Origin of the sequence: Streptomyces sp. NPDC001663, assembly GCF_042893105.1 — a bacterium.
Classification (GTDB): domain Bacteria; phylum Actinomycetota; class Actinomycetes; order Streptomycetales; family Streptomycetaceae; genus Streptomyces.
The window spans coordinates 730232-743597 of the sequence record NZ_JBIAUR010000003.1; the positions used below are offsets into that span (position 1 = coordinate 730232).

Consider the following 13366-nt stretch of genomic DNA (forward strand, 5'->3'; position numbering starts at 1 on the left):
CGGCCTAGCCCATCGTGTGCCACGATCGAGGGAACGGTTCCCGATCTCTCGGACAGGTGATCTCCCGATGCCCCAGTCTGGCGAGCGACCGAAGGAGGGGCGTGACATGACTGCCATGGCCCATGAGCCGCTCACGCAGGCAGAGGTCCTGCTCGAGGGCTTCCTCGCGCTGGACACGCCGGAGGGTTTCAGGGCCGAGCTGATCGAGGGGGAGATCGTTGTGACGCCGCCGCCGGACGGGGAGCACGAGAAGTACATCAGCCGGATCGTGCGCCAGGTGATCAAGCGTTCCCGGATCGAGATGGATTTCTCTGGGAACAAGGGCTTGAGGCTAAGGAGCGGTGAAGCCTTCCCGAAGAACCACGTAGTCCCGGACGCCACCCTCGCACCCCTTGAGCGTGACCTCTTCGGGGGTGCCGACTCCTGGATGCCCTGTGATGGCGTCGCCATGGTGCTGGAGGTGACATCCACCAAGCCCAAGGCTGACCGCGAGGCCAAGCGCCGTTGTTACGCCAGTGGCGGCATCCCCCTGTATCTGCTCGTCGACCGCGAGGCAGCCTCTGTCACGTTGTTGAGCGATCCGGAGAGGGACGACTACCGCGAAATCTGCACCCGCCCCTTCGGCAAGCCGCTCGCCCTCCCGGAGCCGTTCGCCTTCGACCTGGAGACCGCGGACTTTCTCTGACCCTCCCGGCGTTGCACCCTGTGGACGAAGAAATGGGGGCGGCGCATGGAGCAGGCACTGTGGACCAGGGCGCGACTGGGCCGCTGCGGCCCCCCGCTCGACCTCCTCACCGCCCGCTTCAACAAGCACGTTTACGCCCCGCACGCCCACGACGAGTACACGATCGGCGTCTGCGTCGACGGCTCCGAGGTCATCGACTACCGCGGCGGCCACATCCGCACGGGCCCGGGCTCGATCGTCGTCCTGGCCCCCGGCGAGATGCACACCGGAGGCCCCGGCAACGCCACCGACGGCTACGCCTACCGCGCCCTGTACGCCACCCCCACTCTCCTCATCGACGGCACCCTCGGCGCCGCGCTCCCGCACTTCCGCGAGCCGTTGATCGACGACCCCGAACTGGCCGCCGCCCTCCTCCGCACCCACACCGACCTGGGCACCTGCCCAGACCCCCTGGAGGCCGAGTCCCGCCTCCCCTGGCTGCTCACGGCCCTGTCCCGCCGCCACTCCACGGCCCGCCCGACGACGGATGTGATCCCCGGCGCGCACCGCATCACCCACGTCGTACGCGACCGCCTGGCGGACGAGCTGCTGGAACCACCCTCCCTGGCCGACCTCGGCGCCGAACTGGGCCTGTCCCGCTACCAACTCCTCCGAGCCTTCCGTACGACGATGGGGATACCGCCGTACGCCTGGCTCGCCCAGCACCGGGTAACCCGGGCCCGCGGCCTGCTGGAGTCGGGCCTGCGCCCGGCGGAGGTGGCCAGCCTCGTCGGCTTCGCCGACCAGGCGCACCTGACCCGCTGGTTCAGGCGGGTGCTGGGGGTGACCCCGGCGGCGTACCGCAACAGCGTTCAAGACCGCCGGTAGTGGGTCGGCCGAAACTGCACGCATGACTGCACGCGGCTGGTTCTTGTTCTCCCTGATGGGAGTGGTCTGGGGCATCCCCTACCTGATGATCAAGGTGGCGGTGGACGCCCCGCTCTCCCCGTCCATGGTGGTGTTCACGCGCTGTGCCCTGGGCGCCCTGCTCCTGCTCCCCTTCGCGATACGAGGCGGCGGCCTGACCCGAACCGTCCGCACCCACTGGCTCCCCATGCTGGCCTTCGCGTGCATCGAGATCATCGGCCCGTGGTTCACGCTCACGGACGCGGAGCGGCATCTGTCCAGCTCGACGGCGGGCCTGCTGATAGCGGGCGTCCCGATCGTGGGTGTGGTGCTGGCTCGCTTCTTCGGAGACACGGAGAGGCTGGGGGTACGGCGAATGACGGGCCTTGCGCTGGGCCTGGCGGGCGTAGGCGTCCTGACCGTCCCGCACCTGACCGGCGGCGACGCCCGCTCGTTGGGAGAGGTCATGCTGACGGTGCTGGGGTACTCGACGGCGCCGTTGATCGCGGCACGGTGGCTGAAGGATGTACCGACACTGCAGCTGACGGCGCCGTGCCTGGCACTGGCGGCGCTGGTCTACGCAACGCCGGCGGCAGCGACGTGGCCTTCCTCGGTCCCGTCCCCGTCGGTCCTGGTGGCCCTGATCGGCCTGGGCGTGATCTGCACGGCACTCGCATTCGTGGCCTTCCTGGAACTGATCAAGGAGGTCGGCCCGACCCGCGCGACGGTCTTCACGTACGTCAACCCGGCGGTGGCAGTAGCGGCAGGGGCCCTCTTCCTGGACGAGGAGCTGACGTGGGGCATCGGGGCGGCCTTCACCCTGATCCTGGCGGGCTCGGTCCTGGCGACGGCGGGACCGGTCCGGGCGAAGGTGGAACCGGCGTGCCCCGACAGCCCGGTAACATGGTCGACACGGCAGACGAGCCGGGCGGACGGCCGCGTGGAGTCCCCTTGACGGGGCTTCCCGAGGAACGTCCGGGCTCCAAAGGGCAGGGTGGTGGCTAACGGCCACCCGGGGTGACCCGCGGGACAGTGCCACAGAAAACAGACCGCCGGGGACCTCGGTCCTCGGTAAGGGTGAAACGGTGGTGTAAGAGACCACCAGTGCCCAGGGTGACCTGGGCAGCTAGGTAAACCCCACCCGGAGCAAGGTCAAAAGGGAGCGCCCCGGCGCTCCTGCGGGGACGTTCGAGGGCTGCCCGCCCGAGTCTCCGGGTAGACCGCACGAGGCCGGTGGCAACACCGGCCCTAGATGGATGGCCGTCTCCCCGGCCGCCGTGAGGCGACCGGGTGACAGAACCCGGCGTACAGCCCGACTCGTCTGCCGCTGTTAGTCGGCCTGACCTGTCGCCTCGACCCCTTGGACCGCAACAAAATCGGCGACGCATCCATCCCCTTCCGCTCTGCCTTATACCCGCTGATCTGCAGTGACGACGCAGTCCGCCTGAACGCGTGCTGCACGGAGTTCAAGGGGCAACGGGGATAACGCGCGATGCGAGCTCTCCCATGTCACCTCCTCCAGGTCCGCGACACTCTCGCCCGTTCCGCAGGTCGGCACCTTCCGGAGTTCCACGAAGAACCGGGCGCCCCGGAGCGGCGAGCCGGCACAGGGCCAGCATGAACGCACCGCGACAGCCGACGATGGGCGGTCTTGGACACGGCAGGGGCGATTGAGCACGGCAATTGCTGCCGTCACTGCGAGCACTGGTACGACTGTCAGTACCGCCAGGTACCCTCAAACACATCGTCAACGCGGTTCGACGGGCTTCCGCTCCACTCTGGTGGAGTCTCGAAGGACATGCCCCCACCCGCACGAGTCTTTTCGTGCTGCCTGGGGGAAGTCCTTGCTGTTCCGCGCGTCCGCGAAAACGGTCGCCGTCATGGCACTCGACGGTTCGCTGTTCCTGCACCTCACCGACAAGTTCGTCCACATGCACGGCTATCGGCCCGGCGCCTCGGAGGTGCGTTCCTGGGAGCGCAGCATCCCCGTCCTAGCTACCGCACTCAACGACGCCGGCCTGGGCGCTGTGGAGGTCATGCTGGAGTACTCGCTCCCGCTGAACAGCAAGCGCGCCGACGTCGTCCTTGCCGGAGTGCATCCGGTCACGGGCGAACCGTCGTATGTCGTGGTGGAGTTGAAGCAGTGGAGCCAGGCATTGCCCCACGAGGACGACTCCAGCCTGTGCCATGTCGACGCCTATGCCCATCCGGTCCTCAACCCCATCGAGCAGGTGCGCCGCTACTGCGAATACCTCGTCAATTTCAACGGGGCAGTGGCCGAACACGGGCACCGGGTGGCCGGAGTGGCATATCTACACAATGCCACCGAGTTCGGCGTGACGGGGCTGCGGGAGATCGAGCGCCACGGTCACGGACTGCTCTTCACCGAGGAACGCCGCGGCGCCTTCGTCGACCACCTTCGTACGAGGCTGAGCGACAAGCATCCAGGGGCCCGGGCGGCAGATGAACTCCAAGCAGGTGCCACAGTGCCGTCGAAGCAGCTCATGTCTGTGGCCGCAGAAGAAGTGCGCGAACGCACGCAGTTCGTCCTCCTCGACGAGCAGCAGGTCGCGTACCGCATGGTGCTCAACGCGGTGGAGAAGGCGAAGCACGCCGACCGTAAAGAGGTCGTCATCGTCACGGGCGGCCCCGGCACCGGCAAGAGCGTGATCGCTCTCCAACTGCTGGGCGAGCTCTATCGGCGCGGGGTTCCGGCACTGCACGCCACCGGCTCACAGTCGTTCACCAAGACAATGAGGAAAGTCGCCGGAGCCCGTAAGCGGGAAGTCCAGGACCTGTTCAAGTACTTCAACAGTTTCATGACGGCCGAGAAGAACAGCCTGGGCGCCCTGATCTGCGACGAAGCGCACCGCATCCGGGAGACCTCGGCCAACCGCTACACGCGCGCCGCGCACCGTACCGGCAGGGCACAAATCGACGAACTCATCGACGTCGCCTACGTGCCCGTCTTCTTCCTCGACGAGCACCAGGTCGTCCGCCCCGGCGAGATGGGCACCGTAGCCGAGATCAAGGCAGCAGCGGCGAAGCGGGGCATCCCCTGCAGCGTCGTCCCGCTGGACAGCCAGTTCCGCTGCGGTGGCAGTGACGCCTACTTGCGCTGGGTGGTCCGCCTCCTCGGCCTGGAGTCGGGCGGGCCGGTCGTATGGGAACCCGACCGCCGCATGCAGTTGCTGGTCGCAGACAGCCCGCAGGAGATGGAAGCATTCCTCGAAGCTCGGCGGGCCCAGGGCTACGGTGCCCGTATGTCCGCGGGTTACTGCTGGCGCTGGTCTCCGGAGCCCAAGCCCGGCGACCAGCTCCCGCCCGACGTCGTCATCGGCGACTGGGCCCGCCCCTGGAACCTTCGCGGTGATCGCTCCGTCTCCGGCGCACCCCCGGCCGCCCTGTGGGCCACCGACCCGGCGGGCTTCGGACAGGTCGGCTGCGTCTACACCGCACAAGGTTTCGAGTACGACTGGTCCGGCGTGATCATCGGCCCCGATATGGTCTGGCGCGGCGACCGCTGGCTCACGGACCGCACAGCGTCGAAGGACCCGGTCTTCGGAAAGTCCACTCCCGACACTGACGTGGACCGCCTGATCCGCAACACGTACAAGGTCCTGCTGACGCGGGGCATGGTCGGCACGATCGTGTACTCGACGGATTCTGAGACGCGGAAGAAGCTGCGCGATTTGGTGCGCGGAGATCTGACACGAGAGCCCGCCCAGGTCTGACCGCAGAGGAGGCGATGCCTTGTTGAGCCACTGGTGCCTGCTTACAGCGCATGCTGCCTCCGAGCTCGACGGCGCGGTCCCGTCCCGCCTCGTGGTGAAGCGACCTTGCCGTTGCGCTCCGGAAGACTGTGAAGGCCACGCCATGGGTTGTAGCTGCCGGGTGGCCCGCAGCTGACCTGACATCAGCACGTCATGAAAGCGTGAGCAGTTGAGCCGTCCGAGTGCGGTGAACTCGGCCTTTCCGTCATCATCGGGGCATGCAAAAGCTTGAGGCGCATGAGATGCCCCTGCACAAGGTGTTCAGCAGTGACTACGACTTTCAGATCCCTGACTACCAGCGCCCCTATGCCTGGCAGGAGGAGCAGGCGGCTCAACTGCTGATGGACCTGCAGGAAGCCCTGGTCCGTGGGACGGATGAGCCGTACTTCCTCGGATCCATCGTGCTCGTCAAGAACAGCGCGGTCCCGAAGGCGGACGTCATCGACGGCCAGCAGCGCCTCACGACCCTGACCATCCTCCTGTCGGTCCTACGCGACCTCACCGAGGATCCGGAACTACGCGGCGACCTCGACCGGCTGGTGATGGAGCCGGGTGCCAAGATCCGTGGGCTCGCCCCGAGGCCGCGGCTTACTCTGCGAAGTCGTGACGCGGACTTCTTCGAGAAGTACGTGCAGACGAAAGGCGCAGTGGGCACTCTGCTGACGCTCAAGGAGGAGGCCCTGCGGACCGACGCGCAGAAGGCCGTTCTCCGCAACGCGACAGTCCTCCACCGCAGCCTCACCGCGTTGACCGAGGAACGTCGGCTGGAACTCGCTCAGATGCTCGCCGAGCGGACGTTCCTTGTCGTCGTCAGCACTCCTGACCTCGACAGCGCGCACCGGATCTTCAGCGTCATGAACTCCCGCGGCCTGGACCTGTCCCCCACCGACATCTTCAAGTCGCAGATAATCGGGGATCTCGGGGCGGAGGCGTCCGAGGCGTGCGCCACCACCTGGGAGGACGCCGAGGAGATGCTGGGGCGCGACGACTTCGCGGAACTCTTCCTCCACCTGCGGATGATCTTCGCCAAGAAGCGGGCGGAACAGGAGCTGCTCAAGGAGTTCCCTGAGCAGGTACTCAGCCGCTACCTCCCCGGCAGGGGCGAGGTCTTCGTTCATGACGTCGTCCGGCCGTATGCCGAGGCCTATGCCCAGATCCGTGAAGCACGTTATGAGTCCGCTTCGGGTGCGGAGGCGGTCAACGCCTGGTTCAGGAGGCTCCAGCAGGTCGACAACTACGACTGGCGGCCCGCCGCTCTCTGGGCGCTGCGCCACCACGAGGACGACCCGGCATGGCTCGACACGTTCATGCGGGCCTTGGAGCGGCTGTCGGCCAGCATGTTCGTCCGTCGCGTCTACACGACCCCTCGCGTCACACGCTACGCCGAGCTGCTTCGGCAGCTCGACGAAGGACAGGGTCTCGCCTCCCCGGCCCTCGAACTGAGGGACGACGAGAAGGCCGAGACCCGGGCCAGGCTCGACGGCGATCTCTATCTGGTCGGCAAGATCCGCAAGTACGTGCTGCTCCGGCTCGACGAGCTGCTGGCGCGCGGGCAGGGAGTGACGTACGACCACCCGCTCATCACCGTGGAGCACGTGCTGCCGCAGAACCCGAAGGCCGATTCGCAGTGGGTCGGGCTGTTCGACGAGGAGCAGCGTGCCCAGTGGACGCACCGCCTGGGAAACCTGGTGCTGCTGAACCGCGCCAAGAACTCGGCGGCCCAGAACTACGACTTCACCGCCAAGAAGGCCAAGTACTTCACCGGCCGCGGGGGAGTGGTCCCCTTCGCGCTGACCAGCCAGGTGCTCCAGCACGTCGAGTGGACCCCCGAGGTGCTGAAGGCCAGGCAGGAGGAGCTGCTTGGGGCGCTCTTCGAGGAGTGGCGTCTGTGAGCGCGGGGGCCGGGGCGTCACACCTCGGCCCTGAGTCCAATGATCTCCATGAAGTTCCAAAGAGTTCCATTATTGGGTCCGTGTGGGCTATGGTCGTCCACAACTCAGGTCTCACGGCCCCGCGTTACAACGCTGCTCCCGTGTGTCCCCTGTCGTTCAGTTGCCGTCGGCCTGTCCGGCCGTACGCTCCGCAGTCGTCGCCTCCACGGGGGTCCTGTCATGCCCGTACCCGCCGATCCCGCCCCGGACCCGTCTCCCGCAGGGCCGCCCGCCCAGGAGCCGTCGGTCGGCACCCTTGCCAGTCTCATCGCCGGGCGGCTCGCCGGCTCGGACCTCGACGAGGACACCCGAGCCCTCCTGCTCACCGCCTTCCAGGACGACGGCGGGGCGCGCGGCCGGATGCCGGGCGCCTACCTGCAGTCCGTCACGGTCAGCGGCTTCCGCGGCATCGGCCGCACCGCACGCCTCCCCCTCACCCCCGGCCCGGGACTCACCCTGGTCACCGGCCGCAACGGCTCCGGCAAGTCGAGCTTCGCGGAGGCCGTCGAGATCGCGCTGACCGGCGACAACGCACGCTGGCGCGGCCGCAGCGACATCTGGCGCAAGAGCTGGCGCAACCTCCACCACGGCGAGGAACCCCAGGTCGCCGTGGAGTTGCGCCTCGACGGCGATCCGGAGCCGGCCACCGTGCTGCGCACCTGGCACGGGGACGACGTCGCCGACTCCACCGCCGAACTCGACCGGCCCGGCCACGACCCCGTCCCCCTCCCGGGCCTCGGCTGGCAGGAGGACCTGGCGACGTACCGCCCCTTCCTGTCGTACTCCGAGCTCGGCCAGGTGATCGGCGGCAGGCCCAGCGAGATGTACGACGCCGTGGCCTCCATCCTCGGTCTGGAGCAACTAGCCGCCGCCGACAAGTGGTTGCGCGATCTGACCCGCGAGTACGACGCGCCCGCCAAGGAGGCGAAGGCCGAACTCCCCGCCCTGCTCACCCTCCTGGAAGGCACCGACGACCCCCGCGCTCGGAGCGCCCACACCGCACTGAGCGGGCGGCGCCCGGACCTCGCGCGGGCGGCCGAACTGGCCGCCGGGACCGGCCCGGTGGACGAGGCCCTCCTGTTCGACCTGCGCCGCCGCTCCACCCTGACCGGACCCGACATCGAGGCGGTCGCCACGGCGGTGACCCGGCTGCGCGAAGCCATCGCCTCCGCCGAGGACCTTCGGGGCACGTCCGCCGAGGACGCGCTGCGCCGAGCCGAACTCCTCGCCCGCGCGCTCGCCCACCACCGCGCCCACCCCGCCCTCGCCACCTGCCCGGTGTGCGGCGGCACGGCCCGCCTCGACGAGGAATGGGCACGCGACGCCGCCGAGCAGGAAAGCCTGCTGCGCGCCGAGGCCGAGCAAGTCCTCGCCGCCCGCAGGGAACTCGACGCGGCCGCGCAGGCCGTCCGTGGCCTGGCCGTCCCGCCCCCCGACTGGCTGCCGTCCGAGATCGCCGCCGCCTGGGACGACTGGCTGTGGTGCCGCACCGTCTCCGACCCGGCCGTACTGGCATCCGTCTCCGAGAACGCCGCACGGACCGCCACCGACGCCGCACGGGTCACCTGCCAGGAGGCCGCGGTGCGCCTGGCCGACCAGGACGACACCTGGCGCGACGCCGCGCGGGTACTCGCCGCCTGGCTCGACAAGGCCCACGCGGCCGAGCAGGCGGCCCCGCACCTGGCCCGCGTCAAGGCCGCCCAGAAATGGCTCAGGGCCACCCACGACGAGATCCGCGCCGACCGGATGCGGCCCATCGCCGAGGACGCCCAGCGCATCTGGGCCAACCTACGCCAGCAGAGCAACGTCGCCCTCGGTCCGGTCCGTCTGAGCGGCTCCGCAACCCAGCGCAAGGTCGCCCTCGACGTGACCGTCGACGACATCGACGCCCCCGCGCTCGGCGTGATGAGCCAGGGAGAACTGCACTCCCTCGCCCTGTCCCTCTTCCTCCCGCGCACCTTCCTCCCGGAGAACCCCTTCCGGTTCCTCGTCATCGACGACCCGGTGCAGTCCATGGACCCCGCCAAGGTGGACGGCCTCGCCCGCGTCCTCGCGCTCCTCGCCGAGCACCGCCAGGTCGTCGTCTTCACCCACGACACCCGCCTGCCGCAGGCTCTGAAGTACCTGCGGCTGCCCGCCACCGTCCTCACCGTCGACCGCCGCGAGCGCTCCGCCGTACGCGTCCGCTCCGGCGACGACCCCGTCAAGCAGGCCCTGTACGACGCGAAGGCGCTCGCCAGGACCCGCGACCTGCCCGGGGACGTCGTCGCCCGGGTCCTGCCCGGCCTGTGCCGCACCGCCCTGGAGGCCGCCCTCCTCGAACCGGCCCGGCGCCGGCTCCTCGGCACGGGCCTGCCCCACGACGAGATCGAGCGACGCATCGCCAAGGCACACAAGCTCACCGAACTGGCCTCTCTCGCCCTCTACGGAGAGACCGACCGGGTGGGCGAGACCATGACCGACCTCACCCGGGCCTACGGCCAGCAGGCCACCGACCATATCCGGTGGTGCAACAGGGGCTCCCACGAAGCCGTGCTCGTCGACGACGCGGAAGAGATCATCCGCCGCACCGCGGACCTCGCGAAGGCGGTGCGATCCCTGTGACCACGATCCCCCCGGCCACACCCGTCCCGACCGCGCGCCCGCCCCGGCTCCCCGCACCCCTCCCGCCTCCGCAGCCGCCCACCTCGACGCCCGACGAACTGCTCGCGGGCGCGGACCGGTTGCTCGGCACGGCCACTGCCTCCACCACGGGCGTCTGGCCGCGCGCCGTGGCGCTGCTGCTGCGCCACGCCCTCGAAGAGGCTCTGCGCCGCTACTGGCAGGCCCGCAAGCCGGAGCTGGCCCGCTGCCCGCCGCACGCCCAGGCTCTGTGCCTGGAGTCCTACGCCGACCCCGACACGGCCCGCCGCTGGTCGGCGACCTGGGCCGGCCTCAGTCGGGCCTGCCACTACCACGGGTACGAGCTGGCTCCCACGCACGCGGAGTTGTGTGCGTGGCGGGACGATGTCGAGCGGGTGATCGGGGCTCTGGTGCCCCGGACGCGGTGACGGATGGCCGTCAGACCGCAGGTCCGCGGGTAGGGGCGGGCGGCGGACGCCGGTAGGCGGGGGCGGTACGGAACGGGGCGCCCCCGGAGAGGAGACATGCCCGCTTGCCCACCTCGACCGACCGCACTCGCCCTGTCGTCATACGCGTATTACGATGCCCTTGTGGCGAAGACGCGCATCAGCATCAGCTTGGAGCAGGACCAGGCCGAACGCATCAGGCAGCACGCGGAACGGGCGGGCATGGACGTCTCGGCCTACCTGGTGCATGCCGCAACGCGCCAGATGGCCGAGAGCGATGCCATAGAGGAACAGTTCGCCGAGGTGGACGCACTCATCGCCCGGGCAGAGCGGGCAGCGGACGGGCTGCCCGCCGAACCTGCCCCGGAACCGGCCGCTGAGCTGACGGAGCAGGAACGCCGCGAGGTCGAGGAGGCCCTGGGGCTCGTGCACGGCCGGGACCGGCAAGGCCGCCGTCCGGGACACGCCGCGTGAGCGCACGGGTGCCGGTCTACGACACCGGCATGCTCATCGCACTCGCCGACCGCAAAGCGAAGGCGGTGGCTCTGCACGAGGGACTGCGCACGGTCCCGCACCGGGCGCTGGTGCTCGGACCGGTCCTCGCCCAGGTGTGGCGCCCCCAGCCGGCGCTGGTGCACGCCCTGTCCGGCGTCCTGAAGGACTGCACAGTCCCTCAGGCCCGTACGTCCGAGCCGCCCATGCGTGAGACGAAGGCGGGCCGTCCGGAGTGTCTGGCCTGCGCGACGGGCCCGGACCTCGCGGACTGGCGGCGCATCGGTACGGCGCTGGGGCGGGCGACCCTGCCGACGAAGAAGAGGCCGGACGCGGTGGACGCCTGGGTGGCCCTGGCAGCGGCCCGGCACGGCAGCGCGGTGATCTTCACCACCGACCCGGGGGACATCCACGCCTACCTGACGGTCCTCGCGCCGACGGACGCGCACGTGGTCGCCGTCTGACGGACGGGAGTCACTCTCCGCCCCGCCCAGATGGTCGCGCAGATGGTGAACGAGCCGTCGGCAGGAGCGGGGCGCGGGGCTCGGCCCTGCGCAGGCTCGCTCCGCGAGCGGGTGCCGAGGCGATCAGCTGGCAACGGTAACGGCCATCCAGTGCCACGGCCTCCCCGCGCGCCGACCGCTGAACTCGCCGAGGGTCCTCCACCCGCTTCGCCATTTACCACGGCCGTGGTACTTGGCACGGCAGGAGCACGTACACAGAAAGCCCTGGGCGTTCTGGCAGGAAGAGTTGCACCTTTCACGCGGGTTGTACTCACGGCCGATGAGGACGCTCGGGTACCTGCGGAGCAGCTCGCGGCTTATGTGCGGGAAATGAGCGCCGGCAACCGTCCAACACTTCTCGTGGCCGTCCCACCGGAACGATCGATCGCTTCCGACCCAGCCGGAGAGTTTCCGCTCGTGCTCCCACATCGTGTGAGCCGGGAACCAGACGCTGAACCACCCATTGGCGGGCAAGCCGATTGTCGGCAGGTGCTCACCCCGATAATTCGGTAGCCACTCAGGAGGCTTGAGGTACTCGGTCTTCTTCCGCCGGTCACGCCTGCGTCCTTTGCCCCCGCCCGCAATCCGCCGGCTGCGTCGAGGTCCGGGCCCCCACTCGACCGACACGAGTGCAGCGAGCTGACCGGAGGCATGGCAAAGGAGATGACTTAGCGGCCTGTCGTGGGCGACCACGCGGCCGTCCTGGTCCACCTGGATGGAGTTGCGGCACTTCAAACACGTGCGGTTGAACCTTCCATCGCCCACAAGCACCCCCTTGCCTGCGCTGATGTCTCCCGTATCCGCTGCTGTGTCCTGCCGGTCTCGGCCGGCACATCGTCGGCCATACGCCCACGCCCAACTGCACGGCATCGGCACCAAGAATGCGTGCTCGTGAGGTGCGAGTTCCTTGGTCCAAGCTCCGGCAGGCTCTGCGCACACGGTGTAGGTGCCGTAACCGACTGCGGTGGCGGAGGCGGGGCGCCCGACGCCCTTCAGTGCGCCGAGGGCCAGTCAGGCGAGTTCTCGGACTCTGGCGGTGTGCTGCGCGTCAGCCATCCCACGACGTCGGGGGTGGGCCGAATGCGCGACGACCGGCCCTCACGGCCAGAGTGGCCATGGCAGCGTTGGCGCCACCACCAATCACAGCGCCAATACCGAACGGTGCAACTCGACCGAGAACGATGATTCCCTGCTTGGTTCCGTACTTCGTGATGAAGTTCTTTCCCAAGACCTTGTTGATCTGACGCAACGTCTCGACGGGCACCCTGGCGACAACCTGACGTCCCCAGTGTTGCCCCGTACGCTCGGCGACTTTGGTAATGGTGGCTGAGCCGCTCCCGCCGAGCATGATTCCCATCACGATCGTTCGACGGCGCTCGATCTCGTCGATGGGGACTCCGTGGACTTCGGCGAGCGAGAGCGCGAAGAGGGCGCTCAATTCAAGAGATGAGAGAGCCTCGCCTGCCGACAGCGCCAGTGCGACTCCCGTGCCGACGCCGGGCGCGGCTGCAGTTCCTCCAACCGCCGCACCCGTTCCGGTCAAGGCGCTGACGTACATCCGCTCCAGATTGCGGATTACCTGTTCTGGCGTCGCCTCTGGGTTCCGCTGGCGGGCGCGGGCGATGTTCTTGCGTATGAGTAGGCTCTGGCTGTCGATTGCCTTATCGAGGAGGTCGAGGACTCGCTGCCCACGTACGTCTGCTTCCGGAACCGGTCCGTCGTGGGCACCTGTTGCCATGCCTTGAACTCCTTCGGTCGTTAGGTCCCAAGTCTCCCACTCAGGCCGCCAGTTATGGAGCGTTTTGCCGACAGCTCCTACCTGTCCAGGCTCGGAGCCGCTTGCGGTCCACGCCATCGGTTGCGAGATCACTGTCAGCACCTGCCAGAGCCTCGTCGAACCGGAGTGCGGCGACGGCTCACCTGGGCGTCTGGCCTGAGACGCCATCCGCTTATCGATCACGGGGCTGGTCTGGTCGAACAGGGTTCCTGATCGGGTGATCGCGTGCGGGCCGACGCATGGAAGCAGGGC

The 13366-nt window shown here is 68.9% G+C and carries 9 protein-coding genes, 1 other RNA gene and 1 pseudogene; 10 read left to right on the plus strand and 1 reads right to left on the minus strand.

Annotated elements, in window-relative coordinates; translation table 11 throughout:
* Window positions 1–106: 106 nt before the first annotated feature.
* From ACFY1L_RS13950 to ACFY1L_RS13995, 10 genes and pseudogenes are all read left to right on the plus strand, one after another.
* A complete protein-coding gene (locus tag ACFY1L_RS13950) occupies window positions 107–685 on the plus strand; it encodes a Uma2 family endonuclease (protein ID WP_388822872.1) in 579 nt (192 codons plus the stop codon).
* A gap of 45 nt (window positions 686–730) precedes the next feature.
* Window positions 731–1552, plus strand: a complete 822-nt coding sequence (locus tag ACFY1L_RS13955; RefSeq protein WP_388822874.1) for a helix-turn-helix domain-containing protein — start codon at window positions 731–733, stop codon at window positions 1550–1552.
* An 85-nt stretch (window positions 1553–1637) separates the two neighbouring features.
* Window positions 1638–2357: pseudogene (locus ACFY1L_RS13960) on the plus strand (DMT family transporter); the annotation flags it as partial.
* Between the two features lie 133 nt (window positions 2358–2490).
* An RNA gene (gene rnpB / locus ACFY1L_RS13965) (RNase P RNA component class A) lies at window positions 2491–2894 on the plus strand.
* A 520-nt stretch (window positions 2895–3414) separates the two neighbouring features.
* Window positions 3415–5304 (plus strand): DNA/RNA helicase domain-containing protein, encoded by a 1890-nt coding sequence (locus ACFY1L_RS13970; RefSeq protein WP_388822876.1) that lies wholly within the window; start codon window positions 3415–3417, stop codon window positions 5302–5304.
* A 257-nt stretch (window positions 5305–5561) separates the two neighbouring features.
* On the plus strand, window positions 5562–7235 hold the full coding sequence (locus ACFY1L_RS13975) for a DUF262 domain-containing protein (protein ID WP_388822878.1): 1674 nt from the start codon (window positions 5562–5564) through the stop codon (window positions 7233–7235).
* A 219-nt stretch (window positions 7236–7454) separates the two neighbouring features.
* Window positions 7455–9878 (plus strand): AAA family ATPase, encoded by a 2424-nt coding sequence (locus tag ACFY1L_RS13980; RefSeq protein ID WP_388822880.1) that lies wholly within the window; start codon window positions 7455–7457, stop codon window positions 9876–9878.
* The gene (locus tag ACFY1L_RS13985) at window positions 9875–10324 is read left to right on the plus strand and encodes a hypothetical protein (protein ID WP_388822882.1); all 450 of its coding nucleotides are present in this window, start codon (window positions 9875–9877) and stop codon (window positions 10322–10324) included. Before ACFY1L_RS13980 ends, ACFY1L_RS13985 begins: the two co-directional genes overlap by 4 nt.
* A gap of 162 nt (window positions 10325–10486) precedes the next feature.
* Window positions 10487–10816: a plasmid mobilization protein gene (locus ACFY1L_RS13990; protein ID WP_240509975.1), complete on the plus strand. Its 330-nt coding sequence runs from the start codon at window positions 10487–10489 to the stop codon at window positions 10814–10816.
* Entirely contained in the window at window positions 10813–11298 is a 486-nt protein-coding gene (locus tag ACFY1L_RS13995) for a hypothetical protein (protein WP_388822884.1), read from the plus strand. Before ACFY1L_RS13990 ends, ACFY1L_RS13995 begins: the two co-directional genes overlap by 4 nt.
* Window positions 11299–12385: 1087 nt before the next feature.
* On the opposite strand, the gene ACFY1L_RS14000 is transcribed toward ACFY1L_RS13995, so the two are convergent.
* Complete coding sequence (locus ACFY1L_RS14000; RefSeq protein WP_388822886.1) at window positions 12386–13075, minus strand: hypothetical protein; 690 nt, start codon at window positions 13073–13075, stop codon at window positions 12386–12388.
* Window positions 13076–13366 lie beyond the last annotated feature (291 nt).